The organism is Micropruina sp. (assembly GCF_047602385.1).
Taxonomy (GTDB): domain Bacteria; phylum Actinomycetota; class Actinomycetes; order Propionibacteriales; family Propionibacteriaceae; genus Micropruina.
Genome location: NZ_JASGHL010000005.1, coordinates 530,008 through 554,930 on the forward strand (window position 1 = coordinate 530,008; position 24,923 = coordinate 554,930).

24 protein-coding genes and 1 pseudogene are annotated in these 24,923 nt (G+C 69.3%); 14 read left to right on the forward strand and 11 right to left on the reverse strand.

The genetic code is table 11. From position 1 onward, the window contains the following. Positions 1-115 precede the first annotated feature (115 nt). The 3 genes and pseudogenes from QM711_RS17965 (at position 116) to QM711_RS17975 (ending at position 1,999) form a co-directional block, all read left to right on the forward strand. On the forward strand, positions 116-1,489 hold the full coding sequence (locus tag QM711_RS17965; protein ID WP_415101860.1) for an LLM class flavin-dependent oxidoreductase: 1,374 nt from the start codon (positions 116-118) through the stop codon (positions 1,487-1,489). A 53-nt stretch (positions 1,490-1,542) separates the two neighbouring features. Continuing rightward, positions 1,543-1,734: pseudogene (locus QM711_RS17970) on the forward strand (flavin reductase); the annotation flags it as partial. A gap of 97 nt (positions 1,735-1,831) precedes the next feature. Beyond that, a complete protein-coding gene (locus QM711_RS17975; RefSeq protein ID WP_415102311.1) occupies positions 1,832-1,999 on the forward strand; it encodes a hypothetical protein in 168 nt (55 codons plus the stop codon). Positions 2,000-2,230: 231 nt separating this feature from the next. On the opposite strand, the gene QM711_RS17980 is transcribed toward QM711_RS17975, so the two are convergent. Genes QM711_RS17980 through QM711_RS17990 form a run of 3 tightly spaced genes read right to left on the reverse strand, consistent with a single transcriptional unit; the run spans position 2,231 to position 5,029 of the window. Next, the gene (locus QM711_RS17980) at positions 2,231-3,037 is read right to left on the reverse strand and encodes an ABC transporter ATP-binding protein (RefSeq protein WP_415101862.1); all 807 of its coding nucleotides are present in this window, start codon (positions 3,035-3,037) and stop codon (positions 2,231-2,233) included. Further along, complete coding sequence (locus QM711_RS17985) at positions 3,034-4,116, reverse strand: ABC transporter substrate-binding protein (protein ID WP_415101864.1); 1,083 nt, start codon at positions 4,114-4,116, stop codon at positions 3,034-3,036. The genes QM711_RS17980 and QM711_RS17985 overlap by 4 nt, the downstream gene beginning before the upstream one ends. 31 nt (positions 4,117-4,147) lie before the next feature. Further along, positions 4,148-5,029 carry an ABC transporter permease gene (locus tag QM711_RS17990; RefSeq protein ID WP_415101866.1) on the reverse strand — a complete coding sequence of 294 codons (882 nt, stop codon included), beginning with the start codon at positions 5,027-5,029 and terminating at the stop codon, positions 4,148-4,150. Positions 5,030-5,771: 742 nt separating this feature from the next. On the opposite strand from QM711_RS17990, the gene QM711_RS17995 reads away from it, so the two are divergent. The 7 genes from QM711_RS17995 (at position 5,772) to QM711_RS18025 (ending at position 11,119) form a co-directional block, all read left to right on the forward strand. Beyond that, on the forward strand, positions 5,772-5,933 hold the full coding sequence (locus QM711_RS17995; protein ID WP_415101868.1) for a hypothetical protein: 162 nt from the start codon (positions 5,772-5,774) through the stop codon (positions 5,931-5,933). Next, on the forward strand, positions 5,930-7,096 hold the full coding sequence (locus QM711_RS18000) for a YeiH family protein (protein ID WP_415101870.1): 1,167 nt from the start codon (positions 5,930-5,932) through the stop codon (positions 7,094-7,096). Before QM711_RS17995 ends, QM711_RS18000 begins: the two co-directional genes overlap by 4 nt. A 90-nt stretch (positions 7,097-7,186) precedes the next feature. Then, positions 7,187-8,191, forward strand: a complete 1,005-nt coding sequence (locus QM711_RS18005; RefSeq protein ID WP_415101872.1) for a methionine ABC transporter ATP-binding protein — start codon at positions 7,187-7,189, stop codon at positions 8,189-8,191. Next, a complete protein-coding gene (locus QM711_RS18010) occupies positions 8,188-8,871 on the forward strand; it encodes a methionine ABC transporter permease (protein WP_415101874.1) in 684 nt (227 codons plus the stop codon). Before QM711_RS18005 ends, QM711_RS18010 begins: the two co-directional genes overlap by 4 nt. Before the next feature lie 42 nt (positions 8,872-8,913). Then, positions 8,914-9,753, forward strand: coding sequence for a MetQ/NlpA family ABC transporter substrate-binding protein (locus QM711_RS18015; protein WP_415101876.1), 840 nt, complete (start codon positions 8,914-8,916; stop codon positions 9,751-9,753). A 140-nt stretch (positions 9,754-9,893) separates the two neighbouring features. Then, positions 9,894-10,214 carry an ArsR/SmtB family transcription factor gene (locus QM711_RS18020; protein ID WP_415101878.1) on the forward strand — a complete coding sequence of 107 codons (321 nt, stop codon included), beginning with the start codon at positions 9,894-9,896 and terminating at the stop codon, positions 10,212-10,214. After that, positions 10,211-11,119, forward strand: a complete 909-nt coding sequence (locus QM711_RS18025) for an SRPBCC domain-containing protein (protein ID WP_415101880.1) — start codon at positions 10,211-10,213, stop codon at positions 11,117-11,119. The genes QM711_RS18020 and QM711_RS18025 overlap by 4 nt, the downstream gene beginning before the upstream one ends. Positions 11,120-11,186: 67 nt before the next feature. On the opposite strand, the gene QM711_RS18030 is transcribed toward QM711_RS18025, so the two are convergent. Genes QM711_RS18030 through pdhA form a run of 3 tightly spaced genes read right to left on the reverse strand, consistent with a single transcriptional unit; the run spans position 11,187 to position 14,774 of the window. After that, positions 11,187-12,623 carry a 2-oxo acid dehydrogenase subunit E2 gene (locus QM711_RS18030; protein WP_415102313.1) on the reverse strand — a complete coding sequence of 479 codons (1,437 nt, stop codon included), beginning with the start codon at positions 12,621-12,623 and terminating at the stop codon, positions 11,187-11,189. A 25-nt stretch (positions 12,624-12,648) separates the two neighbouring features. Then, complete coding sequence (locus QM711_RS18035; protein ID WP_415101882.1) at positions 12,649-13,623, reverse strand: alpha-ketoacid dehydrogenase subunit beta; 975 nt, start codon at positions 13,621-13,623, stop codon at positions 12,649-12,651. Continuing rightward, a complete protein-coding gene (gene pdhA, locus QM711_RS18040) occupies positions 13,623-14,774 on the reverse strand; it encodes a pyruvate dehydrogenase (acetyl-transferring) E1 component subunit alpha (protein WP_415101884.1) in 1,152 nt (383 codons plus the stop codon). The genes QM711_RS18035 and pdhA overlap by 1 nt, the downstream gene beginning before the upstream one ends. A 387-nt stretch (positions 14,775-15,161) precedes the next feature. Here pdhA and QM711_RS18045 point away from each other — a divergent pair, with 387 nt between their 5' ends. The 4 genes from QM711_RS18045 (at position 15,162) to QM711_RS18060 (ending at position 19,766) form a co-directional block, all read left to right on the forward strand. Continuing rightward, complete coding sequence (locus QM711_RS18045; protein ID WP_415101886.1) at positions 15,162-15,437, forward strand: hypothetical protein; 276 nt, start codon at positions 15,162-15,164, stop codon at positions 15,435-15,437. A gap of 138 nt (positions 15,438-15,575) precedes the next feature. Then, positions 15,576-16,529 (forward strand): LysR family transcriptional regulator, encoded by a 954-nt coding sequence (locus QM711_RS18050; RefSeq protein WP_415101888.1) that lies wholly within the window; start codon positions 15,576-15,578, stop codon positions 16,527-16,529. A 21-nt stretch (positions 16,530-16,550) separates the two neighbouring features. Then, positions 16,551-17,735: an AAA family ATPase gene (locus QM711_RS18055; protein WP_415101890.1), complete on the forward strand. Its 1,185-nt coding sequence runs from the start codon at positions 16,551-16,553 to the stop codon at positions 17,733-17,735. Positions 17,736-18,080: 345 nt separating this feature from the next. Next, positions 18,081-19,766, forward strand: a complete 1,686-nt coding sequence (locus tag QM711_RS18060) for a cation:proton antiporter (protein ID WP_415101892.1) — start codon at positions 18,081-18,083, stop codon at positions 19,764-19,766. A 9-nt stretch (positions 19,767-19,775) separates the two neighbouring features. Here QM711_RS18060 and QM711_RS18065 read toward each other — a convergent pair whose 3' ends face one another. From QM711_RS18065 to QM711_RS18085, 5 genes are all read right to left on the reverse strand, one after another. Further along, on the reverse strand, positions 19,776-20,651 hold the full coding sequence (locus QM711_RS18065) for a siderophore-interacting protein (protein ID WP_415101894.1): 876 nt from the start codon (positions 20,649-20,651) through the stop codon (positions 19,776-19,778). Between the two features lie 14 nt (positions 20,652-20,665). Continuing rightward, positions 20,666-21,535, reverse strand: coding sequence for an ABC transporter ATP-binding protein (locus QM711_RS18070; protein ID WP_415101896.1), 870 nt, complete (start codon positions 21,533-21,535; stop codon positions 20,666-20,668). Beyond that, positions 21,532-22,623 carry a FecCD family ABC transporter permease gene (locus tag QM711_RS18075; RefSeq protein WP_415101898.1) on the reverse strand — a complete coding sequence of 364 codons (1,092 nt, stop codon included), beginning with the start codon at positions 22,621-22,623 and terminating at the stop codon, positions 21,532-21,534. The genes QM711_RS18070 and QM711_RS18075 overlap by 4 nt, the downstream gene beginning before the upstream one ends. Further along, positions 22,620-23,615, reverse strand: coding sequence for a FecCD family ABC transporter permease (locus QM711_RS18080; protein WP_415101900.1), 996 nt, complete (start codon positions 23,613-23,615; stop codon positions 22,620-22,622). Before QM711_RS18080 ends, QM711_RS18075 begins: the two co-directional genes overlap by 4 nt. 99 nt (positions 23,616-23,714) lie before the next feature. Next, on the reverse strand, positions 23,715-24,773 hold the full coding sequence (locus QM711_RS18085; protein WP_415101902.1) for an ABC transporter substrate-binding protein: 1,059 nt from the start codon (positions 24,771-24,773) through the stop codon (positions 23,715-23,717). Between the last annotated feature and the right edge of the window lie 150 nt (positions 24,774-24,923).

Sequence of the window (24,923 nt, forward strand, 5' to 3'; positions counted from 1 at the left end):
CGGCGAACATGCGGAAAATCGTAGCACCTTTATCGGAGGCGGTTGTTGCGGCAAGGCTGAACACTTCGGTCAATCTCCTATTAAATCCGTAGGCGAACCATGTTAGCCTCTCCCGGTGACCTCCTCCAAGAAGCCCCGCCAGCTGCACCTGAACGCCTTCGTGATGAACGTGGGCCACCACGAGGCCGCCTGGCGGCTGCCCGAGTCCGACGTCTCGGGCGGCACCGGGCTCGATCACTACGTCCGGCTGGCCAGGATCGCGGAGCGCGGGACCTTCGACTCGATCTTCCTCGCCGACCATCCGGCGGTCTTCCCGGTGCACCGGCGTCCGACCAGCGTGCTCGACCCAACCGTGCTGCTGGCGGCCGTCGCCGCCTCGACCGAGCGGATCGGACTGATCGCCACCGCCTCGACGAGCTACAACTCGCCCTACAACCTGGCCCGCCGGTTCGCCTCGCTGGACCACGTGAGCGGGGGCCGGGCGGGTTGGAACATCGTCACCACCGAGGTGCCGGACGCCGCCCGCAACTTCGGCTTGGACGAGCACCCGAAGCATGCCGACCGGTATCGCCGGGCAGCCGAGTTCGTGGACGTCGCGCTCAAGTTGTGGGACAGCTGGGCCGACGACGCGATCCTGGCCGACAAGGAGCGCGGCGTCTGGGCCGACCCCGACCGAGTGCATCCGGCCGCCCACCGCGGCGAGTTCTTCTCGGTGGCCGGAGCGTTGAACGTCTCCCGCTCGCCGCAGGGCTGGCCGCTGCTGGTCCAGGCGGGGTCGAGCGAAACTGGCCGGTCGTTCGCCACCCGGTACGCCGAAGCCGTCTTCACCGCCCAGCAGAGCATCGACGATGCTCGCGCCTTCTACACCGACCTGAAGCGCCGGGCGTCCGGCCTCGGACGGGATCCCGAGGGCATCAAGGTGATGCCGGGGCTGGTGCCGATCATCGGCGCCACCGAGGCCGACGCCGAGGCGCGCAGCCGGCTGTTCGACGAGCACATCAACCCCGAGCTCGGACGCGAGGAACTCGCCCGCATCCTCCGGCTGCCGCTGGAGGACCTGCCGCTGGACCGACAGTTGCCGGCCGACCTGCCCGACGAGGACGAGATCGAGGGCAACCGCAGCCGGTACACCCTGATCGTCGAACTTGCCCGGCGGGAACGGCTGACCGTCCGCGAACTGGTCCGGCGACTCGGCGGCGGACGCGGGCACCGCACCTTCCACGGCACCCCCGAGCAGGTCGCCGACACCATCGAGGAGTGGTTCAGCACCGGCGCCGCCGACGGCTTCAACGTGATGCCGCCCGCACTGCCCGGCGACCTGACCACCTTCGTCGACGAGGTGATCCCGATCCTGCGCCGCCGCTCGCTGTTCCGCACCGAGTACACCGGACGGACGCTGCGCGAGCACTACGGCCTGGACCGGCCGGCCGCGACCGGCCTCTCGATCGGTCAGCGCGCTCACGGCGGACTGGACGGGGTGCTGGCGTGACCGCCCAGCCGATCGTCGGCGGCGAGCAGGGCATCGATGCCGAGCAGTTCCGGATGATCTTCCGCGGGCATCCGGCCGGGGTGGCGGTGGTCACCCTGCAGGACGGCGGCCGCGCGTACGGGTTCACCGCCACCTCGGTGATCTCGGTCTCGGCCGAGCCGCCGCTGTTCGCCTTCTCGGTGCACAAGGCGTCCTCGTCGTGGTCGGCGCTGAGCAGGGTGCGACGAGTGATGATCAACTTCCTCGCCGAGGACCAGGCCGACGTCGCAGCCCGCTTCGCGACCAGCGGCATCGACCGGTTCGCTGGCCGGCGGCTGGCATCCGCTGCCGACCGGCGAGCCGGTGCTGGCGGGCTGCGCCGGCTGGATCGAGGGCCGAGTGCGGTCCCGCGTCCCCGCCGCGGGCAGCCGGCTGATCATCGCTCAGGCAGCAGCCGCCTGGAGTTCCGGCCTATCCCCACTCATCTATCGCGACCACACCTACCACCGCTTGGCTGCCCAGGAGACCTGAACCTGGCGACACCGGCGCTCCCCGACATCGTTTCGACAACGCCGAATGCCCCGATCCACTGCCGATGAACCGGCGGTGGATCGGGGTACTTGGCGTTGAAGGAGGTGGGTGACTTCGTTGGTCGAGCTTGTCGAGACCTGAACCTATGCCCGCGCATTCCGCGACGGCGACCCGGCACACGGGTTTCGACAAGCTCAACCGGCGGTGGTGGCGGCCTCAACCGGCGTGGTTCTAGGCGGCAACCTCGTCCTGAGCCCGGTGGATGGCGTCCAGCAGGGTGTCGCGCAGGTCGACGAAGCCGGGATCGGCCCTGAGTTCGGCGGGGGTGAGGCCGTCCGGGAGGTCGACCGGCAGGTCCAGCAACACCCGGCCCGGGCGGGCGGTCATCACGATCACCCGGGTGCCGAGGAAGATCGCCTCCTCCACGTCATGGGTGATGAACACCACGGTCTTGCGCCGTTCGCGCCAGATCTGCAGCAGTTCGACCTGCATCCGCTCGCGGGTGAGCGCGTCCAGCGCCCCGAACGGCTCGTCCATCAGGATCACTTTGGGGTCGTTGACCAGCACCCGGGCGATCTGCGCCCGTTGCTGCATGCCGCCGGACAGCTCGTAGGGCTTGCGGTCGGCGAACAGCGACAGACCCACCATCTGCAGGAAGCGCTCGGCCTGCTCGCGGCGTTCGGCCTTGCCGACACCTCGGATCCGGGGACCGAGTTCCACGTTGCCGCGGGTGGTCAGCCAGGGGTAGAGGTTCGCCTGCTGGAAGACGACGCCGCGGTCGGCGTCCGGACGGCGTACCTGCACGCCGTCGACCAGCGTCTGACCGGACGAGGGCGCGTGGAAGCCGGCGAGCATCTGCATCAGCGTCGATTTGCCACAGCCGGAGGGTCCGACCACGCAGACGAACTCGCCCTCGGCGATGTCGAAGGAGGTCTCCGTCAGCGCGACGACGGGTTCGCCACTGTCGGTGGCGTAGGCCTTGGTGACCCGGTCGAACCGGATCTTCGGTGTCAGCACGTTGTCGGGGGCACTGGTCATCGTTTCGCTACTTTCTCGATGGAGGTCTGGTAGACGCCGGCCCGATAGGTCGACAGGTCGCTGACCGAAGCCACCTCACCCTGGGTGGCGAGGAACTCGGCGGTCGATTTGAGCTGACCGGGCAACTCGGCCAGCAGCTTCACCTGGTCCGCCGCCCGGGGGTAGGTGTAGCCCTTGAGCTGGCCGCGGACCGCTTCGGGCGTGCTGCCCAGCTGGACGGCGACCGACTGGGCCGCAGCCTGCTGATCGCTGCCGGTGAGCAGGCCAACCGCGTGGTCCTGCAGCGCCGTCCAGGTGTCCATGAAACCCGGGTTGGCGCTGACGAATTTGCGGGTCGCACCCTCCAGGTCGAAGGTCGGCTTGCCCTGCGCCGCGGTCTCTTGGCTACCGGTGATGATGTGGCCATGCTCGGTCAGCTCGCTGAGCACCGGGTCCCAGACCCAGGCGGCGTCCACCTCGCGACCGCTCCAGGCAGCCAGGATCTTGTCCGGGCTGAGGTTGATCAGCTTCACGTCGGTCCCGACCCTGAGGTTGGCGGCCTGGAGAGCCATCAGCAGGCTGAAGTGCGACGTCGAGCTGAACGGGACGGCGATCGTCTTGCCGCGCAGGTCGGTCAGCGTCTTCACCTCCGGGTCCTTGACCACCAGCGACTCGGCGGCACCGATCACGTCATCGATCCAGACCACCTGCATGTCCACGTTGAGCGGTGCCGAGAGCGCCTTGGTGGCCGGGCTGGAGCCGAGCGTGGACAGGTCGACCGAGCCCGATCCGAAGCCCTGCACCACATCGGCACCGGAGTCGAATTTGATCCAGGTCACCGTGACATTCGGCAGGCAGGCCTCGATCCAGCCCTTGTCCTTGACCAGCAGGTTCGCGCCCGGAATCGCCTGCCAGCCCAACCGGACGGCACCGGTGGCGGCCTTGTTCACCTCAACCGGGCACTGGACGGCGGAGCCGTTGTTCGCGTTGGCCCGAGCCTCGGCCTCACGGGCAGTGGTGCAGCCGGACAGGGCGAGCGGCAACGCCAGGGCGCAGGCCAGGGCCGTGAGCGGAGCTAGGCGGGTCAGGCGGTTCTTCATGGATGCGGATTTCCTCTCGCGGAACGACATGTCAGGCCTTGCCCTGCCACGGCACCAGCAGGCCGGCGACGTACTTGATGCCGCCATCGAGCGCGATCGCGGCCAGGCCGATGACGATGATGCAGGCGATGGTCAGCGGGGTCTGCAGTTGGGTGCCGGCCAGGTAGGCGAGCCCGCCGATACCGGGGATGCCGTTGTTGAGCTCGGCGGCGACCACCGTCGTCCAGGCGAAGCCGGTGGCGATCCGGATCCCGCTCAGAATGCTCGGGAGGCTGGCCGGAATGATCACGTGCCGCAGCACGTGGACCGGCTTCGCGCCCATCGCCTGGGCGGCCTGGATCCGGTCCACCCGGATGCCCCGGACGCCGTCGATGGTGGCCATCGCGATCGGCGGGAAGGCCGCCAGAAAGAGCAACCAGACCTTCGAAGTGTCCCCGATACCGAACCAAACGATCAGCAGGCCGATGTAACCCAGCGGTGGCAGCGAACGCAGGAAGTTCAGGTACGGCTCGAACAGCCGCCCGAACACCGGGACGAGGGCCATCGTGTAGCCGAGCAGCACGCCGAGGACGATGCCGAACACCACGCCGACGCCGATCCGCTGCAGGCTGGCCAGCAGGTGCTCCCACAGGAAATAGCCCTGCGAGCCACAGACGATCCGGGCGCTGCCCTCTTGGATCGGACGGCAGCCGTTGGCGTCGATGAACGCGCCGACGACCGCCTGCGGACTGGGCAGGAAGAGCGGCGCGATCAGCCCGGACGCGGTGAGCGCCCACCAGGCGGCGATGACTCCGGCGAACACGCCGGTGTTGATCGCCCAGCGGCGCCAAGGGACGGCCCGGGCCCGAGCGCGCTGCTTGGCCGGCGGCGTCTCCGCCGGCTGGGCGACGACCTTCTCGTCGACGAGTGTCATGGGAATCCTCTCAGGCCGGCAGTGCGGCCTCGTCCGCCCTGGTGGACGGTCAGGTCTGCTGATTGGGTGGTCCGCCGGTGGCGGCTCATGGAAGGACGAAGCCCTTCCCGCGAAGCCCGGTGCGCGATCAGCACATTCGGGAGGAACACCAGCGAAGCCGAGCGACGAGCGCCAGGCTCTGCCTATTCCTATTAATCACATGGGGATTGTATGTATAGCTGGCAGGTCGGTCAACCGCTCGCCACGTCGTGAGACCACGCCGGGGAGCACTCATCGCGGCGGTGGACCCGGCGGCAGTGCGCCGCACCGCTCGCCGAGGTGCCCCGAGGGTGAGATCGCCGGGCCTCGGGCGCGTCCCCACGGCACTCCCGAAGCCACAACAACGCACGGATTACGAAGCATTCCCCGCGTGCCGCCACGGAGACGGAGGCCCGGCCCGGCAATCCGCGGAATGTGTCGCCATTTGGATTGATATTCCCATTGGGGTCAGTTCCTTGCTACGGTTCCGACCATGAGCACCACCGCGACTCGCCTGTGTCCAGGCCGTCGAATGCCCGGTGACAACGTCTGTTGTCACCGCTGCTGCTCTGCCTGCGCCTGAACGTCCCTCGCCCGGCGCTGCACTGAACCTCCGATCGGCCTCACCCGCCTCGGCCGCTGGCCGATGCGGTTCGCCGTGACGGAGATTTCTATCTCGTCCGAGATCCGTATTTCTCATGCCTATTTCTGGGAGGAATTTCCCATGTCCAAATCCGATTCCGGCGGTGCCGTCGCGACCACCGCCGACGCCCCCGACCAAGCCGGCAAGTTCTCGATCAGCGAGGACTGGCTGGCTGTCGTGGTCGGCCTCGTCCTGCTCGGCCTGGTCCTCACCGGCCTCATCCCACAGGGGCTGATCCCATGAGCCTCCGCCAACCGCACACCCATGTCGCAGACGCCGCGCCGGCCGGTGTCCCAGCAGCGATCCCCGACGAGCCGACCGGCCGCACCTCCTTCAACTGGCCCGGCTTCGCCGCTGGCCTGGCGGTGGTGCTGGCGCTCGGCGTCGGCGCCCACGCCCTCACCGAGGGCGTCCCGGTCTGGACCAAGGGCACTCCCTTCGGCGCGGTGGCCAAGTCCATCGAGTTCCCGATCTACGCCATCGTGCTGGGTCTGCTCGGCAACCTGGTGCTCACCTCGACCGGGCTGCGGGACCGGCTGCTGCCGGGCTTTCGGACCGAGTTCTTCATCAAGACCGGGCTGGTGTTGCTCGGCGCCTCGATCAACTTCGCCGTCATCGTCCGGGCCGCCGGCCCCGCGATCGCACAGGCGGTGCTGCTGATCACCTTCGTCTTCTTCTTCACCTGGTGGGTCGCCGGCCGGCTGGGGGTGGAGGACCGGCTGCGGGCACTGCTCTCCAGCGCGGTCTCGATCTGCGGGGTGAGTGCGGCGATCGCGGCGGCCGGCGCGGTGAAGGCGAAGAAGGAGGACCTCGCCTACACCGCGAGCCTGGTGATCGTGTTCGCCCTTCCGGCGATCTTCCTGGTCCCCTGGCTGGCCGGCCTGCTCGGCCTCAGCGATGCCGTCACCGGCGCCTGGATCGGCGGCAACATCGACACCACCGCGGCGGTCACCGCGGCCGGCACGCTGGCCGGCGAGCAGCCGCTGCAGATCGCCACCATCGTCAAGGTCACCCAGAACGCCCTGCTGGGCGTCGCGGCGATCCTGTTGACGCTGTACTTCACCCTGCGGGTCGACCGCGGGTCATCGGAGCAGCGTCCTGGCGCTGCCGCCGTGTGGCAACGGTTCCCCAAGTTCGTGCTGGGATTCCTGGCCGCGTCGGTGATCGCCACGATCTACTCCGCCAGCGTCCCGGCGGCGGTCTCGTCGGCGACCGTCGGCGTGGCGAACGACCTGCGCACCTGGTTCCTGATCTTCGCCTTCATCAGCATCGGATTGGAGTTCAACGCCGCCAGCATCCGGCGGTTCGGCTGGCGTCCGGTGGCCGCGTTCGGAGCGGCGACGGTGGCCAACCTGGTGATCGGCCTGGGGCTATCGCTGCTGCTGTTCGGTTCGTTCGTGTTCTGAGGCGATTCCGAGGGCGGCCGGCGACAGTCGGCCGCCCTCCCTGATCGCATGCCATTTCCCCTTGTCACTCACGGCACGGAAGGACTTCCTGTGATCGCCGTCACCGACCTTGAGAAGGTCTATCGTCAGCCCAATCGTGAGATCCGCGCACTGGACGGGGTGACGCTGCAGGTGCCCGACGACTCGGTGCACGGTGTCATCGGCCAGTCCGGCGCCGGCAAGTCGACCCTGGTGCGCTGCATCGCGCTGCTCGACCGGCCCACCAGCGGAACCGTGGAGATCAACGGTGCCGACCTGACCGCCGTCCATGCCGCCGACCTGCGCCGCGCCCGGCGGCGGCTCGGGCTGGTCTTCCAACACGCCAACCTGTTCGACTCCCGCACCATCGCCGGCAACGTGGCCTACCCGCTCGAGCTGGCCGGGGCCGGACGCGACGAGCGGACGGCGAAGGCGTCCGAACTGCTCGGCCTGGTCGGGCTGGGCGACGCCGGCCAGGCCTATCCCGCGCAGCTGTCCGGTGGCCAGCGGCAGCGGGTCGGCATCGCCCGCGCGCTGGCCACCGACCCCGACGTGCTGCTCTGCGACGAGCCGACCAGCGCGCTCGACCCGAAGACCACCGGCGAGATCCTCGACCTGATCGCGTCGCTCAAGGCCCGGCTCCGCCTGGCCGTGCTGATCATCACCCACGAGATGTCGGTGGTGAAGCGGATCTGCGACTCGGTCTCGCTGCTGCAGGCCGGACGGGTGGTCGAGTCCGGCACGCTGGTCGAGGTGGTGAGTCGCTTCGGCAGCCGACTGAGTGAACTGCTGCTGGCGTTGCCGCCGACCGCCGACCAAACTCCCGACGGACTCTCGACCATCGAAGTGCTGGACCCGGTCACCCCGGGTGCGGTGCCCGCCCTGACCGCCGTCGGCCGCGAACTCGGCGTCGACCTGCCGGTGCTTGCCGGCACTATCGAAACCCTCGCTGGGGTCACCTTCCAGCGACACCGTGTACTGGTCCCGAATCCGCTGGAACCGGACGACGTGGTGTCCGCGCTGAGACGCCGCGGCGCGCAGGCGGCCCTCGCGACCGGGGCGGGAGACGTCCGATGAACGACTTCTTCGACAGCCTGGCCACCAACCCGGCGATCACCACCGCGCTCTGGCCGGCGTTCGTCGAGTCCCTGCAGATGGTTGCCATCTCGGGACTGTTCACGGTGCTGCTCGGCTTGCCGCTCGGCGTGGTGCTGTTCGTCAGCCAACCGGGCGGGATGGCCGACAACCGGCTGCTGAACCTGGTGCTCGGCGGCGTGCTGGTCAACATCACCCGCTCGATCCCCTACGCGATCCTGATGGTGGCGCTGATCCCGGTCACCCGCTGGCTGGTCGGCACCTCGATCGGCCCGATCGCTGCGTCGGTGTCGCTGACCATCGCCTCGGTGCCGTTCTTCGCCCGGCTGGTGGAGACCTCGTTGCGCGAGGTGCATCCGGGAAAGGTGGACGCCGCACACGCGATGGGCTCGACCCGCTCCCAGACGGTGTGGAAGGTGCTGATCCCCGAGTCGCTGCCCTCGCTGGTGGCCAGCATCACCACCACCCTGGTCGCACTGATCGGCTACTCGGCGATGGCCGGCCTGATCGGCGGCGGCGGACTCGGCCGGCTCGCCTACAACTACGGCTACCAGCGCTTCCAGCTCGAGGTGATGGTGATCGTGCTGATCATCCTCGTGCTGCTGGTGCAACTCGTCCAGGTCGCCGGCGACGCCGTGGTGCGCCGCGTCGATCACCGCTGAACACCCGAATCCCCAACACAACCCAACGAAAGCGAGACAACCATGTCCACATTCAAGAGAACCCTGGCCACCCTGGCCGCCGCTGCCGTCGCGCTCACCCTCACCGCCTGCGGTGGATCGGCCGCCGCACCCAGCAGCCAGGCGCCTTCCTCGGCGTCCCTGACCACCGTGAAGGTCGGCGCCAGCCCGGTGCCGCACGCCCGCATCCTGGAGTTCGTCAAGAAGAACCTGGCTCAGGCCGCCGGCATCGACCTGCAGATCGTCGAGTTCGACGACTATGTGCAGCCCAACGAGGCACTGGCGTCCAAGGAACTCGACGCCAACTACTTCCAGCACCTGCCCTACCTGGAAGCACAGGTCAAGGAGCGCGGCTACAAGTTCGAGCACGGCGCAGGCGTCCACATCGAGCCTTACGCAGCGTTCTCGAAGAAGTACAAGGCGGCGAACGAGTTGCCGCAGGGCGCGACCATCGCGATCACCAACGACGCCTCCAACCAGATCCGCGGACTGCGGCTGCTGCAAGGCGCCGGCCTGCTGACCGGCATCACCGATGCGTCGAACGTGCTGAACCTCACCAAGGCGCAGAACCCTAAGAGCTTCAAGTTCGTAGAGAACCAGCCCGAGGTGATCGTCCAGCAGCTCGACGACCCGAAGATCGACCTTGCCTTCGTGAACGGCAACTTCATCCTGACCGCCGGACTGTCGACCAAGGACGCGCTGCTGGCCGAGACCGCCAAGGACAACCCCTACGCCAACTTCCTGGTGTGGCGCACCGACAACACCAACCCGGGCGTGGCCAAGCTCGAGACGCTGCTACATGACCCCAAGGTGGCCGAGTTCATCACGACCACCTGGCCCTCCGGCGACGTGCTGCCGGGCTGACCCCAGCCGCGCACAGCCGCGATCGAACGGTCGGACGGCGGCGGTGAGCCCTGGCGGACGTCCTGTCGGCCAGGGCTCAGCAGCGTCGTGCTCGCATGGCAGGGTTGATAGGTGACTATTTGGTCACCTATTCTCGTGGCATGCGAGGCGACGTGTTCAAGGCGCTGGCGGACGACACTCGTCGCGCGATCCTCGACGCCCTGTTCATCGCCGACGGCCAGACGCTGACCGCACTGGCCGCGCGGTTTCCGGCGATGTCCCGGTTCGGGGTGATGAAGCACCTTGCCGTGCTGGAGGAGGCCGGCCTGGTGACCACGCTCAGACAGGGCCGCAGCAAGCGCCACTTCCTCAACCCGGTGCCGATCGCCGAAATCGCCAACCGGTGGATCAGCAAGTACGCAGAGCCGTTCGGCACCGCCATGGTGGGGCTGAAGGCCGGACTCGAACAGGAGCAGCGATGACCACCTCGCACGTCTACCAGATCTACATTCGCGCCGGGATCGAGACCGTCTGGAACGCGATCGTCGACCCGGCCTTCACCCGCCAGTACTTCTTCGGCAGCTCGTTCGAGGCACCGCCCGTCGCCGGTCGCGAGTACCGGTCGGTGCTGGCCGACGGGAGTGTCGGAGTGGACGGCGTCATCGAGGAGCTGGATCCGCCGCACCGGCTCGTCCAGACCTGGCGAGTGCGCTACGACGAGGCGCTCGCGCAGGAACCGGCCAGCCGGGTGACCTGGACGCTCACCGAAGCCGGCGACGGGCTGACCCTGCTGCGGGTGGTGCACGGCGACCTGGCGTTCAGTCCGCTCACCGCGGCGAACGTCGGCTCGGGCTGGCCCTACCTGCTGGACGGGCTGAAGAGCCTGGTCGAGACCGGCACCCCGCTGCCGCCCCGCTACGCCCGCGGCCCGGCCCCGGACGCCGAGACCACCGGTAAGGACTGGCACCGGCAGCAGGCGGCCCAGGCCAACGACGCCACGTTCGACCTGCTGGAGGCCGAACCGCTGGACGCCGAGGCCGTCCTGCGGGGCGCCTACGCGGCAGCCTTCCACTGGGACCGGGTGGCGTCGAAGCGGCCTGAAAACGAAGTCCGGGCGCGCTACCTGATCGGTAAGGCCTGGCTGGCCGCCGGGTCTGGTGAATTGGCGCTCGACTACGGGGATCGCTGCCTCGCCGGTTGTCTCGCCGCCGGCCTGGCCGACTTCGATCTCGCCTACGCGCACGAACTGCGGGCCCGCGCGCTGCAGCTCCTCGGACGCGGGGACGAGGCCCGCCGGGAGTGGGCGGAGGCCATCTCGATCGGCATCGCGGACGAGGAGGACCGGGAGATCGTCGAACGAGATCTCGCCGTCCCGCCGTGGGGGTGACCGAGATTAGCGATCCGGATCGGGCTGGTCTGATCGAGCCCGATCCGGATCCTTATTCGGAGTCTGTTCAGAACATCATTGCCAGGCCGGGATCGGCGAGGATCGCGCCCACGTCACTGAGGAACCTGGACGCCAGTTCGCCGTCCACCAGGCGGTGATCGAAGGTCAGCGACAACGTGCACACCGAACGGATCACGATCTGCTCGTCCGCACCCTTGCCGATCACCCATGGACGCCGGGCGATGGTGCCCAGGCACATGATCGCCGACTCGCCGAGGTTGAGGATCGGCGTGCCGCCGTCCACGCCGAAGACGCCCACGTTGGTGATGGTGAAAGTGCCCTTCATCATGTCCTCGGCGGGGACTTTGCCGGTCTTGGCCACCTGGACCATGTTGTGCAGCGCCTCGGCCAACTGCAGCAGGTTCATCCGGTTCGCCTGCTTGATGTTCGGCACCATCAGCCCGCGCGGCGTCGCGGCGGCGATGCCCAGGTTGACGTCCTCGTTGCGGACGATCTCGCTCGCCGCCATGTCGAGGGTGGAGTTCAGGTCGGGATTGCGGGCGATCGCCAGACACGCGGCCTTGGCGAAGATCAGCAACGGCGAAACCCGTAGCCCGGCGAACTCGCGGCGGCCCTTCAGCCGCTCGACCAGTTCCATGGACGCGGTCACGTCGGTCTGCATGATCACCGTCGCGGTCGGCACCTTGAACGACTCCGCCATGGTCCGGGCCATCTCGCGGCGGACACCCTTCAGCGGCACCCGCGAGGTGACCCCGGTCGCCTCCGGCGTCCCGCGGGACAGGACGGCCGCGCTGAGCACGTCGTCGGCGGTGATGGTGCCGTCCGGCCCGGTTCCGTCGACGGCGTCCAGGTCGAGGCCCAGGTCGCGGGCCAGCCGGCGGACCGGCGGCTTGGCCAGCGCGCGCTTGGCCGCCGACGCCGGCTTGGGCGTCCGGCCCGGACGCGGCAGCGGGCTGCCGGTGGACTCGGCGCTGAGCGGGCCTGTGGTGGTGGCCTGGTCGATCGGACGCGATACCGGCTGGTCGGCGGCGTAGGAGTCGTGCACCTGATCGGTGACCGGTCCGATCGGCTTGCCCACCCCGCTCGCGGTCTTGCGCGGACGCCGGGCCAGCGAGGACGACTTCGTCCCGTAGCCGACCAGGAACGCCTCGGACGCCGGGGCCGGCTCCGCGACCGGGGCCGGCTGGGTCGTCGCGGCGGTCTCGGTGGCCTGCACAGGCTCGACCGGCCGAGGCGCCTCGGTCGTCGCCGGCGGCGCGCCCACGCCGTCGTCGATCAGGATGATCGGCGCACCCACCTCGACGGTGGCGCCCTCTTCGACCATCAGCCGGGCGATCCGTCCGGCCCAGGGCGAGGGCAGTTCGACGATCGACTTGGACGTCTCGATCTCGACCAGGATGTCGTTCACCTTGACCTCGTCACCTTCGGCGACGACCCAGCGGACGATGTCGGCCTCGACCAGTCCCTCGCCGGGATCGGGCAGATGGAATTCCTTCATCGCAATCTCCTCAGTAGGCCATGGAACGGTCGACGGCGTCGAGCACCCGATCGAGATCGGGCAGGAAGGCGGACTCGACACGACTGGGCGGATACGGAATGTCGTAGCCGGTCACTCGCAGCACCGGAGCCTGGAGTGAATAGAAGCAGGACTGCTGCAACCGGGCTGCGATCTCGGCGCCCATGCCCAAGGTCATCGCCGCCTCGTGGACGACGATTGCGCGTCCGGTCTTGGTCACCGAATCGATCACGGTGGCCATGTCGAGCGGGGCCAGCGAACGCAGGTCGATCACCTCGATGTCGTGGCCCTCCTCGGCTCCGGCGATCGCCGCCTCGACGCAGGTACGCACCATCGGACCGTAGGTGATCAGGGTGAGATCGTCGCCCGGTTTCACCACCCGGGCCTGGAACAGCGGCATCGGCTCGGTCTCGGTGTCGACCTCGCCCTTCTCGTGATAGCGCCGTTTGGGCTCGAAGAAGACGATCGGATTGTTCGACGCGATCGCCTGCTGCATCATCCAGTAGGCGTCCAGCGGGTTCGAACAGGTGACCACCTTCAGGCCCGGAGTGTGCGCGAAATACGCCTCGGGCGACTCGGAGTGATGCTCGATCGCACCGATGCCGCCGCCGTAGGGAATGCGGATGACGATCGGCATCTTCAGCTGCCCGTGGGTGCGGAAGTAGAGCCGCGACACCTGCGAGACGATCTGGTCGAACGCCGGGTAGACGAAACCGTCGAACTGGATCTCGACGACCGGCCGGTAGCCCCGCATCGCCAGCCCGACCGCGGTGCCGAGGATGCCCGACTCGGCCAGCGGCGAGTCGATCACCCGGTCGGCGCCGAAGTCACGCTGCAAGTGCTCGGTGATCCGGAAGACCCCACCCAGCTTGCCGATGTCCTCGCCTGCCAGCAGCACCTTGGGGTCTGCCTCCAGGGCGCGGCGCAGGCCGGCATTGAGCGCCTTCGCGAGAGTCATCGTCGCCATCAGAAGGCCTCCTGAACCTGGGAATGGGCCTCGGCACCGGCGCCGTCCTGTGGGTGATCGGCGAAGCCGGCCTCGTATTCGAGGTAGTCGTCACGCTGTTCGAGGAGCACCTCGCCGGGGTCGATCACGGTGTGGTCGAAGAACTCTTCCAGTGCAGGTTCGGGCAGCGTCAGGCACCCTTCGCGGACCCGGACGGCCAACTCGTCGGACTCGGCGTCGAGAGCGTCGAGCCAGGCCTGGTCGATGGCGCCGGCGGTGCGCAGGTAGGCCTGCACCCGGGCGATCGGATCACGCTGACGCCACTGCTCGGTCTCGTCGTTGCTGCGGTACTTGGTCGGGTCGTCCGAGGTGGTGTGGGCACCCATCCGGTAGGTGTAGGCCTCGATCAGTGTCGGGCCCTTGCCTTGGCGGGCGCGTTCCAGCGCCCACCTGGTGACCGCGTGGACGGCCAGGACGTCGTTGCCGTCCACCCGGACGCCGGGGAACCCGAACCCCGACGCGCGCCGATACAGCGGGATCTTCGATTGCAGGGCGATCGGCTCGGAGATCGCGTACTGGTTGTTCTGGCAGAAGAAGACCACCGGTGCGGTGTAGGACGCGGCGAAGATGAAGGCCTCGTTGACGTCGCCCTGGCTGGTCGCGCCGTCGCCGAAATAGACCATGGCGGCGCCGTTGGCCGCCGGGTCGTCATTGCCGACCAGGCCGTCGCGCTGCATGCCCATCGCGTAGCCCACCGCATGCAGGGTCTGGGTACCGATGACAAAGCTGTAGGGGTGCATGCCGGCGACGTCGTTGGCCCACGGCGCCATCGCCGTGCCGCGGAAGGTGCTCAGCATGGCGACCGGGTCGACGCCCAGATGCAGCGCGATCGCGTGCTCGCGGTAGGAGGGAAACACGTAGTCAGGAAGCCGGAGCGCGTTCGCCGAGCCGACCTGGGCGGCCTCCTGGCCGAGCGCCGGCGGCCACAGGCCGAGTTCGCCCTTGCGCTGCAGCGCGGTGGCCTCGCTGTCGAACCGCCTGGCCAGAACCATCTCGCGCAGGAAGCCGGCGACGGCCTCGTGGTCACCCTCGAAGGCGAAATCCGGGTGCTGGACGCGCTCGCCGTCCGGGGTGAGCAGCTGGATGAAGTCAGCTACAGCAGGGTCGGACACGTCGGATCCTTTCGGGTCGCACCAACCGGAGAACTCTGTATACGTGGCGCTAACTTACTGGTTACGTAACCGTAGGTCAAAGACTCTCGCGCGCGAGCGCGGACCTGTAAACGGGTGCTCACGAGCGCTGCAAGGCTCCTCTCCACGGGCCTCCTCGCCCGCGCGTCCATCCTCCACCTGATGGCCGACCGGGTCGATACCCCGCGCCGCGACCCGGCCCAGTCGGCCCGACCGGCGCTTTCGCTCGACGCATTGGGTGCCGGATTGACGAGAGTCTCACGGCGACCTCTGTTCAGCACTGCTTCACGATCGTGAAGTAAGCCGCGCTTGTGCTAATGGGTTGCCCGCACCAGGCTGGGCCGCGATGAGACCGGAGAGGAGTCGGTGATGACCGGTATCGAGTTCATGATCGCGGTGGCGATCTTCATTCCCGTGGTGTGGCAGTTGGAGGCGACCCATCGACGCACCCGCGGGCTGCCGCGGATCCCATTCGGGGCGGACGCCGAGTCCGAGGCCGCTGCCAGCTACCGCCGCCAGGTGGCCGAACTCCGGCAGCTCAGCCAGCTGGCCGCCGCCGGCGATCGGACGCCGAAGGTGTCGCCGGCCGGCCAGTCCGAAATCGACCCCAGAGTGCACCGCGCCGACCTCATCGCTCAGCGGTGACGGTCACGCCGGGCCGCCCACTGTGGGGTCGATCTCGGAATCGGTGCACTCGCAGCCCATAGATTGCGCCCAGCATCGTGAAGACAGACTGACGATTCGCCCGCGATTCGGTTGCGATCCTTGCCTACAGTGACGGTCATGATGGATCTACAGCGACTCCGCGTGTACCGGGCGGTGATCGCCGCCGGCTCGATCCAGGGGGCGGCCGCCCACCTCGGCTACACGCCGTCGGCGGTGAGCCAGCAGGTGGCAGCGCTGGCTCGCGAGACCGGCCTGGTGCTGCTGAGCAAGTCGGGCCGCGGTATTGAACCCACCGACGCCGGGCTCGAACTCGCCGGCGCGGCGGACGGCCTGTTCGGCGAACTCTCCGAGGTCGAAGCGAAGGTCGCCGACCTCCGGGAAGGGCGCTCCGGGTCGCTCAGCATGGCCTACTTCACCTCCGCCGCGATGGCCTGGATCCCCGGCATCGTGCACCGCGTGCTCGCCGAGCACCCGGGGCTGCGTCTGGACCTGAGGGTTGAGGACCTGCCGTCGCCCGATCACCGGGTCGACGTGGAGCTGTTGGTCGAAGCCAGGGACTACACCGCGCCGGCCGGATTCCGCGCACTGCACCTGGTGGACGAGCCATATGTCGCAGTGCTGCCTCCCGGACATCCGTTCGCGGAACGTGGCTCGGTCGACCTGGCCGAGCTCGCCGGGGAGCGCTGGATCGCGCACGATTCCGAGGAGTCCTGGTGCGTGATCAACCTGCATCGCGCGGCGGTCTCGGCGGGCTTCGTTCCGCCCTACTCGGTCCGCACCGCCAATCACCCGACCGCGATCGCGTTCGTCGCAGCCGGCATCGGGATCGCCGTGATGCCTCGGTTGTGCACCGTCGACCTGCCTCCCGGCGTCCGGGCGGTCCCGGTGGTGAATCCGACTCCGATCCGCTCGCTGCACGTCCTGGTCCGGCGCGCCGTCGAGGAGTCCCCTGCCGTCCAACTGGTGATCGGCGGATTGCTGGCCCAGGCCCGGGCGTCCGACCCCTCGTCCGCCGACTCGACCCCCGCGCTGGCTCTGCGACACTCTGGCCGAATCTGCGACGGGCACTAGAGAAGGCCATACAGTCCGATCGTGGATCCGATCAGAAATCCGTACGCACCCGGCGCCGGCCAGCGGCCGCCCGAGTTGGCCGGACGCGACCCGCAACTCGAGGCGTTCCGGTTCGTCATCGAGCGGGTCTCCCGCGGACGTCCCGAGCGCTCGATCGTGCTGGTCGGGCTGCGCGGCGTCGGCAAGACCGTGCTGCTCAACGCCACCCGGTCGCTGGCCGTCCGGGCCGGCTGGGGCACCGGAAAGTTGGAGGCCCGTCCTGACCAGGGCATCCGGCGTCCGTTGGGCGCCGCGCTGCACATGGCGATCCGCGAGCTCGGTCACCCGGACGCCACCGCCGTCCTCTCCACCCTGAAGGCATTCGTCGAACGCGCCGCGCCCGCCAATGCCAAGGCCTACGACCGGTGGAACTCGGGCATCAGCGCCCCGTCGATCACCGGCCGTGCCGACTCCGGCGACATCGAGATCGACCTGGTCGAGTTGCTCACCGACGTCGCCGGGCTGGCCGCCGACCAGGGCAAGGGGGTCGCGGTGTTCATCGACGAGATGCAGGACCTCGGTGCCGACGACGTCTCGGCGCTGTGTGCCGCCTGCCACGAACTCGGCCAGCAGTCGCTGCCGCTGATCGTCGTCGGCGCCGGGCTGCCCCATCTGCCGGCGGTGCTGAGCGCGTCCAAGTCGTACTCGGAGCGGCTGTTCTCCTACGCCCGGATTGACCGACTGGACCGCGAGTCGGCCGACCTCGCCCTGGTCTCCCCCGCAGCGGAGGAGGGTGCCGCGTTCACCCCCGAGGCCCTCGACGCCATGTACCGGGTCACCGGCGGATACCCGTACTTCGTCCAGGCCTACGGCAAGGTGGTCTGGGATCTGGCTCCGACTACGCCGATCACCGCCGAGGACGTCTCGGTCGCCGCACCCGAGGCGGAACACGAACTCGCCGTCGGCTTCTTCGGCTCGCGGCTGGAGCGGGCGACGGCCGCCGAACGCGAGTACCTGCGGGCGATGGCGGACGCCGACGCGACCGACGCCGGCGCGGTGCCGTCCGCGCTGGTCGCCGAGACTCTGGGCCGCAAGCCGCAGTCCCTCTCCCCCGCCCGGGACGCCCTGATCAAGAAGGGCCTGATCTACGCCAGCGAGCGGGGCCGGATCGCGTTCACCGTGCCGCACTTCGGACGCTTCCTGCGCACCCAGGCGGAGCCGGCCTGATCCGGCCCAGCTCCCGCCGTGCCGCCTCCATCGGCCGCGGCCGCAGTTGCCCGTGGTTCCAGCGCTTGTCGCGCGCAAACGAGCGTTCTGCGGAGCCTCCCCGGCGGAACTCGGCCGGTCCGCGCCGATATCAGCGTTATGGGCCCGGCCAGGGGGCGGCATAACGCGAGTTTCTCCGCAGCGGCCCGGCAGACCCACTCCGGGTCGCCGCATAACGCACGTCTCGCCGCGGGCGGGGCTGGTTTCCATCGGTCACCACTGGTCGAGACCTGAGCAGACCTGAACGTCGACAAGTCCGATCAACGGCCAGTGGCCGTCGGTGCGTTCGGACGGCATGCTGACCCCGTGGAACCCGAACACGTCGTCATCCTGCTGACCGTGGCGCTGCTGGGCATCGCGGGCGCGTCGGCGCTCAGCGGCGCCGTCCGGGTCGCCGCCCCGTTGCTGTTGGTCGTCGTCGGTGTGGTGATCGGCTTCATCCCCGGCGTCCCGAGTCTCGAGATCGATCCCGAATGGGTGCTGATCGGGGTGCTGCCGCCGCTGCTGTTCTCGTCCGCCGCGTCGATGCCGTCGATGAGCTTCCGCCGGGAACTGCGCTCGATCACCAGCCTGTCAGTGGCCCTGGTCGTGCTCAGCAGCCTGTTGCTCGGCTGGCTGTTCAGCGCCACCCTCGACATCTCGCTGGCCTGGGGCGTCGCGCTGGGAGCCATCGTCAGCCCGACGGACGCGGTGGCGACCGCCATCGCCCGCCGGACCGGCGTCCCGCACCGGGTGCTCACCATGCTGGAGGGCGAGAGCCTGCTGAACGACGCCAGCGCCCTGGTCCTGCTGCGGTCGGCGGTGGCGGCTGCCGCCGGCGGCATCGCGATCGGCGGCGTGCTGCTGGACTTCCTCTGGGCCGTCACCGGCGCTGCCCTGATCGGCTTCGCGGTCGGCTGGCTGAATCTGTGGCTGCGGGCCAAGCTGAGCGATCCCGCGCCCTCGACGGTGATCTCGTACGCCGCGCCGTTCCTGGCCGCGGTGCCGGCCGAACAGGTCGGGGCGTCCGGCCTGGTGGCGGCCGTGGTGGCCGGTCTGGTCAGCGGGTACGGTGCGCCGCGGATGCTGTCGCCGTGGGCGCGGCTGTCGGACTCGCAGAACTGGAAGACCGTCGAACTGGTGTTGGAGAGCGGCATCTTCGGCCTGATGGGTCTGCAGTTGCATGGTCTGATCACGCACGCCGATCACGGTCACGGCGCGATGCTCACGGTCGCCTGGGTGGCCGCCGCCGGCTGGCTGGGGTCGGTGCTGATCCGGGGGGTCTATGTGACTTCCCTGGTCGCCGGCATGGCGCGCCGAACCGAACGCCGGCTGAGCCGGCAGGAACGGATGGAGGGCTGGCAGGCCTACCTGGAGCAGCGGTTGGCCGATCCGCGCGCCCACCCAGAGCCGCCGATCTCCCCTGAGAACCGTCGAGCTGCCGCCGGCCGCCGAGGCGGAACGCGACGGTGGAGCACCCAGCGGCTCACCCTGGTGCTGACCCGCCTGCGCCGGGAACGCGCCACCGTCGACTACCTGTCCAGCAACCCGATCGGTCCGCGCGAAGGCGGTCTGCTGGTCTGGGCGGGGATGCGCGGCGCGGTTTCGCTGGCCGCCGCCCAGACGCTGCCGTCCGATACCCCGGGACGCCCGACGCTGCTGCTGGTCGCCTTCGCCCTGGCCGGGGGTTCGCTGCTGATCCAGGGCGCGACCTTGCCGCTGGTGGTGAGGTGGCTGAGCCGTCCGGCCACCGACGAGGACCGCCAAGGCGACGCCGACGAACGTGACCGGCTCTTCGACCTGATGAAGCAGACCGCCGAGCAGGAGCGCAACAGGGTCGCCGGACGCGGGCTGAAGCGGGTCGAGCTCGACGTGCTGAACGCCCAGCGGACGGCCCTGCTGGACGCCCGCGACGACGGCGTCTTCGACGCCGAGGTGCTCACCCATGCGCTAGCCGTGGTGGACGCCGAGCAGATCGGGCTGGAGCTACGGGGATCCCCCGAGGACGGCTGAGACGGCGGATCAGTCTTCGTCGAAGTCGACGTCGTGGTGATCGAAGTCGGCGACTCCGCGCTTCCAGTAGCCATCGACGACCAACTGCTTCCGGCGCAGTCCGACCTCGTGGCGGAAGTACCGCCGGATCGGCCGCAACGCGTTGGTCTCGCCGGCGATCACGACGAACAACTCACCCAGGTCGTCGGGAAGGGGGAGCTCGCGCAGCGCGGTCTCGAGCGGGCTGAGGTGTCCCTCCCCCGCCGGCGCGGAGGCTCGGTGCACCCAGTGCAGGTCCAGTTCGGCGGCACCGGTCAGCGCCAACTCGTCGGAGGTATCGGCGACCTCCACCACGGCGGTGACCCGGCAGCCGGCCGGCGCCTCCTCGATGATCCGGGCGATCATCGGCAGCGCGGTCTCGTCCCCGGCGACGAGGTAGTGCGGATAGTTCTCGGGCAGGAACCAGTGCGCACTCGGACCGTTGACCACCAGCGGGTCACCGGGGACGGCGGTGCGCGCCCACCGACCCGCGACACCGTGCTCGTGCAGGACGAACTCGAGGCTCAGCTCACCGGTGTCCGGATCCCAGGCCCGGACCGTGTAGTCGCGGTGGATGGGATCGCCCGAGCCCTCGAGCACCCACTCGTGGTCGGCGACCTCCCGATAGGCGATCAACTCGCCGGTCTCCGGGTTCGGGAAGAAGGCCCGGACGTGGTCGAGCGGGGCGAACCGCGCGAACGGGAATCCGCCGGCCAGGTCGTCGCCGACCAGGGTGATCCGGCGGTACCGCCCGGTGAGGTCCTCGACCCGGGCCACCCGCAGGTCGCGGCGGACCACCTTGGCGTGGAAGTGCAGCTTGAGCTCACCGGTGCGGTTCGGTCCGGTGAACGTTCGCTTGCGAGCCATCAGGGTTCTCCTCTTCATTGGGTTTGGGTGTCTTCATCGGGTCGAGGGTCGCTGTTCGAGCGGGTCCGCCGCGGGTCGAGCGGGACGACGGTGGGCGTCCCGGTGACCGGGTCGGGCAGGACGAGTGCCCGCAGATCGAAGACCTCGGCGATCAGGTCCGTGGTGATGATCTCGGCGGGAGCGCCGGTGGTCACCACGTCGCCGTCCCGCATCACGATCAGGTGATCGGCGTAGCGGGCGGCCTGATTCAGGTCGTGCAGCACCGCGACGACGGTCTTGCCGTCGAGGTGGAAGGTCCGCAGCAACTCCATCAACTCGTACTGATGGGCGATGTCCAGGAACGTGGTGGGCTCGTCCAGCAGCAGGATCGGCGTCTGCTGAGCCAGCAGCATCGCCACCCAGACCCGCTGCCGCTGGCCACCGGACAGTTCGTCGACCAGACGTCCGGAGAGTTCGGTCAGCCGGGTTGCCGCGAGCGCGGCCGCCACGGCGTCCTCGTCGGCGCGACTCCACTGGGCGAAGATGCCCTGGTGCGGGGCTCGCCCGCGGGCCACCAGATCGGCGACCCGGATCCCCTCCGGCGCCAGGGACGTCTGCGGCAGCAGCCCCAGGACGCGGGCCACCTCCTTGGGCCGGTAGCTGCCGATGGTCCGGCCGTCCAGCAACACCGCGCCGGAGACCGGGGTGAGCACGCGGGCCAGCGCGCGGAGCAGGGTCGACTTGCCGCAGCCGTTGGGGCCGATGATGGCGACGAACGAGCCGTCCGGAATCTGCACGGAGAGTTGCCGCGAGACCACCCGGCGGTCGTAGCCGATCGTCGCCTCGACCACGGTGACGCGCGCGGGAACGTCGCCGGTCGGTTTCATCGGGACGTCCGCGGTCATCGCAGGCCTCCGTGCCGTCGGGCTTCGCGGATCAGCAGCCAGATCAGGTACCCGCCGCCGAAGCAGACGGTGTACAACCCGACCGGGATCGCGGCATATACCGCAGCGACAGCCAGGCTGAGCAGGTGCGCGCAGGCCAGCAGCGCGGCTCCCATCGCGGCCGACGCCAGCAGGCTCACCCCGGGCGATCGGGTCAGCCGGCGGGCCAACTGCGGCGCGACCAGCGCGACGAAGCCGATCGGGCCGGCCGCCGCCGTCACCAGCGCGACGGTGGCGACGCCGACGATCATCAGGGACAGCCGTGCCGCGACCAGCCGGGTGCCGAGCGTGATCGCGAGGTCGTCGCCGAGTTCGAGTCGTTTCAGGGCCGGCGACAGCAGGATCGCCGCCACGATGATGGCGGCGGCGAGCACCAGCGACGGCGTCAGGATCGGCCAGGTGAGGTGCCCGAGCCCACCCGCGCCCCAGAAGCCGACGGTCATCGCGTCCACGATGTCGGCACGGGTGATCAGATAGGCGTTCAGCGAACCGAGCAGCGCCGACACGCCGATTCCGACGATGATCAGCCGGAAGCCCTGGACGCCCCGCCGGTAGGCGAGCGCGAACACCACCAGCGCTGTCGCCAAGCCACCGACGAGGGACGCGCCGGCCAACGTCCAACGGCCGGACGACCCCGCCAGCAGGATCATCACCACCACCGCGGTGTAGGCACCGGCGTCGAACCCGATCACATCGGGGGAGCCCAGCGGGTTGCGGGTCAGCGACTGGAAGATGGCGCCGCCGATGCCCAGCACGGCACCGAACACCACCGCCGCCACGGCCAGCGGAAGCCGCCACTCGAGCACGACGGTGCGCGGGAAGTCCGCCCCGCCGCCGGCGAGCGCCTGGTAGACCTCACCAAGGCTGATCGGGTACTTCCCGATCGTGATGGCAACGACGGCGGACGCCGCGGCCACCGTGAGCAGCAGGAACGACACCGCCATCACCCGAATCGGGAGGTTCGCAGACAGCGGACCGAGCCGGATCGCCCGGGTCGCCCGCCCGAAGTCGACCGGGGCGACGGTGGCGGCGGAATCCGGGGCGGTCACAGGCCGCTCGCGTTCCGCCGGCGGACCAGGGCGATCAGCACCGGCGCCCCGATCACGGCGGTGACGATCCCCGCCTCGATCTCGCCCGGACGACCGGCGACGCGTCCGATCACATCGGAGAACAGCACCAGGGCGGACGCCGCGGGCGCCGAGTAGGCGATGATCCAGCGCTGGTCGGGACCGGTGAACCAGCGGACGATGTGCGGCACCATCAGCCCGACGAAGGCCAGCCCACCGGTGAGCGCGGTGCCGGTGCCGGCCAGCAGGGTGATCGCGACGATGCCGAGGATCCTGGTCCGCAGCACCCGGGTGCCCAGCGATGCCGCCAGGTCGTCGCCGAGCGCGAGCGAGTTGAGCGAACCGGAGAGGGCGAAGGCAAGCAACAGGCCGGCCGCCAGGAAGGGCGCGACGCCCAGGGTTTCGGACAGCTCGGTGCGGTCGATCGACCCGAGGCCCCAGTTCCGCACCGCCTGGAACACCTCGGGATCGAGTAGTTCGAGCATCGTGGAGAACCCGGTGAGCACCGCACCGAGCGCGACGCCGGCCAGCACCAGCGCCTCCGGAGTGGTCGAGCCGCGTCCCGCCGAACCGATCAGGTAGACCAGCAGCGTGGCCGCGGCCGCCCCGGCGAAGGCGAACCAGACGTAGTCGGTGACGCTGGTCAGACCCAGCACGCCGACGCCGAGGGTGACGGCGAAGCCCGCCCCGGCGTTGACACCCAGAATCCCTGGATCGGCCAGCGGGTTGCGGGTCAAGGCCTGGATCAGCGCCCCGGCTACGCCGAAGGCGGCCCCGACGACGATGCCGACCACGGTGCGAGGCCCGCGCAGACCCCAGACTACGGCGGACGCGGTGGAACCGTCATGCGTCCACAACCCGTGCCACACCTCGCCGACGGACAACGGATTGGACCCGACCGCCAGGCTCAGCATCGCCGCGCCGCCCAGTGCCGCCAGGATCACCGCGAGCCCGAGGACGCGTCGTGGGGCCATGGCCGACGAGGGCACGCCGGAGTCCCGGACCGACCGAGCAGCCCGGCGCGCCTGAACTGGCACCTTCATCTGACCGAGCGGGACCCAGGGAACCGCTTGCTAGCGGAGCCTGTCCGCCAGCGGCGGCACGATCTTGCCGAGGAACCAGGGCACGCTCAACGCCGACGGCCAGCTCACCGCCCAGCCGAGTTCCTTCTCGACGCTGAGGTCGATCAGGGCGTACCGCTTCTGCGCGATGGCCGGCACCGTCGCGAACGTCGGCGTTTTGAGCAGCTTGTCGAACTGGGCCTTCGGCGATGCGATCAGCACCACGTCGGCGTCGATCAAGGCATAGTTCTCGGCGCTCAGAAACAGATTGTCGCGGCTGAACTTCGACGCCGACGGCGCCTCGGCGAAGCCGAGCTTGGCGAGCAACTCCGAGGTCGGCGAGCCCTGGAAGGAGCGGAAGGTCAGCTTCTCGTTGCCCTGCAGCCACAGCACGAACGCCAGCGACTTGCCCCGGAACTCGGGGTGCGCCTGCGCCGCCGCGGTGACCTTCGCGTCCACGTCCGAGATGACCAGGTCGGCCCGCTTGGTCAGATCGAGGGTGGCGCCGATCAGCCGCACGGTTTCCTGCCAGGTGACGTCCCAGCTCGGCTTCTCCACGGTGAGGACGGGCGCGATCGTGGTCAGTTTGGGGTAGGCGTCCTCGAGGATGCCGGCGTCGGTCTGCACGGCGATGATCAGGTCGGGCTTGCTCGCCGCGATGTCCTCGACGGGGATGGTGTCGGTGACCTCGCCACGGCGTTCGATCTTCTTCGAACCGGCGGCGGTGGTCCACTCGTAGGACGCCTGCCAGTCGTCGGCCCACACCGGCGTCACGCCGAGCGCCAAGGTGTTGTCGAGATCGTTGGCGCCGGTGGCGATCGCGATCCGCTCCGGACGCTTCTGCAGAGTCGTCTTTCCCCACGGCGAGACCAGCGTCAACGGGTAGGCCGTGGTGCCCTCCCCGGCCGGCAGATGGTCGCTGGCCGGCGCCCCGGCCGGGCTGGACGGCGGGTTCGACGGCGGGGTGCTCGACGGCGTTGCCGCAGGGCCACCGCAGCCCGCCAGGGCAGTGAAGGCGGCGACCGCCGCCAGTGCCACAACCCAACGCCGTCGCGACGTTCCGATCCTCATCCGCGTTCCTCATCTCGTACGTTGACGTTTCGATCACCGCCGGCACCAGACTGGGCGCCGGGTCTCGGACGGGGCGGTTCCGGACGCGATCAGATCCAATCCTAAGGTTAGGCTTACCTAAGGCATGTCAGCTGGAACGTCAGTTGGTTG

What these genes read in the sequence shown, in the direction of transcription:
- QM711_RS18010 (WP_415101874.1), top strand. Translation starts at nt 8,188, where the DNA reads ATGAACGACTTCTTCGACAGCCTGGCCACCAACCCGGCGATCACCACC.
- QM711_RS17985 (WP_415101864.1), bottom strand. Translation starts at nt 4,116, where the DNA reads ATGAAGAACCGCCTGACCCGCCTAGCTCCGCTCACGGCCCTGGCCTGC.
- QM711_RS18050 (WP_415101888.1), top strand. Translation starts at nt 15,576, where the DNA reads ATGATGGATCTACAGCGACTCCGCGTGTACCGGGCGGTGATCGCCGCC.
- QM711_RS18070 (WP_415101896.1), bottom strand. Translation starts at nt 21,535, where the DNA reads ATGACCGCGGACGTCCCGATGAAACCGACCGGCGACGTTCCCGCGCGC.
- QM711_RS17980 (WP_415101862.1), bottom strand. Translation starts at nt 3,037, where the DNA reads ATGACCAGTGCCCCCGACAACGTGCTGACACCGAAGATCCGGTTCGAC.
- QM711_RS18045 (WP_415101886.1), top strand. Translation starts at nt 15,162, where the DNA reads ATGACCGGTATCGAGTTCATGATCGCGGTGGCGATCTTCATTCCCGTG.
- QM711_RS18035 (WP_415101882.1), bottom strand. Translation starts at nt 13,623, where the DNA reads ATGGCGACGATGACTCTCGCGAAGGCGCTCAATGCCGGCCTGCGCCGC.
- QM711_RS18085 (WP_415101902.1), bottom strand. Translation starts at nt 24,773, where the DNA reads ATGAGGATCGGAACGTCGCGACGGCGTTGGGTTGTGGCACTGGCGGCG.
- QM711_RS18020 (WP_415101878.1), top strand. Translation starts at nt 9,894, where the DNA reads ATGCGAGGCGACGTGTTCAAGGCGCTGGCGGACGACACTCGTCGCGCG.
- QM711_RS18000 (WP_415101870.1), top strand. Translation starts at nt 5,930, where the DNA reads ATGAGCCTCCGCCAACCGCACACCCATGTCGCAGACGCCGCGCCGGCC.
- QM711_RS18065 (WP_415101894.1), bottom strand. Translation starts at nt 20,651, where the DNA reads ATGGCTCGCAAGCGAACGTTCACCGGACCGAACCGCACCGGTGAGCTC.
- QM711_RS17990 (WP_415101866.1), bottom strand. Translation starts at nt 5,029, where the DNA reads ATGACACTCGTCGACGAGAAGGTCGTCGCCCAGCCGGCGGAGACGCCG.
- QM711_RS18080 (WP_415101900.1), bottom strand. Translation starts at nt 23,615, where the DNA reads ATGGCCCCACGACGCGTCCTCGGGCTCGCGGTGATCCTGGCGGCACTG.
- QM711_RS18025 (WP_415101880.1), top strand. Translation starts at nt 10,211, where the DNA reads ATGACCACCTCGCACGTCTACCAGATCTACATTCGCGCCGGGATCGAG.
- QM711_RS17995 (WP_415101868.1), top strand. Translation starts at nt 5,772, where the DNA reads ATGTCCAAATCCGATTCCGGCGGTGCCGTCGCGACCACCGCCGACGCC.
- QM711_RS18015 (WP_415101876.1), top strand. Translation starts at nt 8,914, where the DNA reads ATGTCCACATTCAAGAGAACCCTGGCCACCCTGGCCGCCGCTGCCGTC.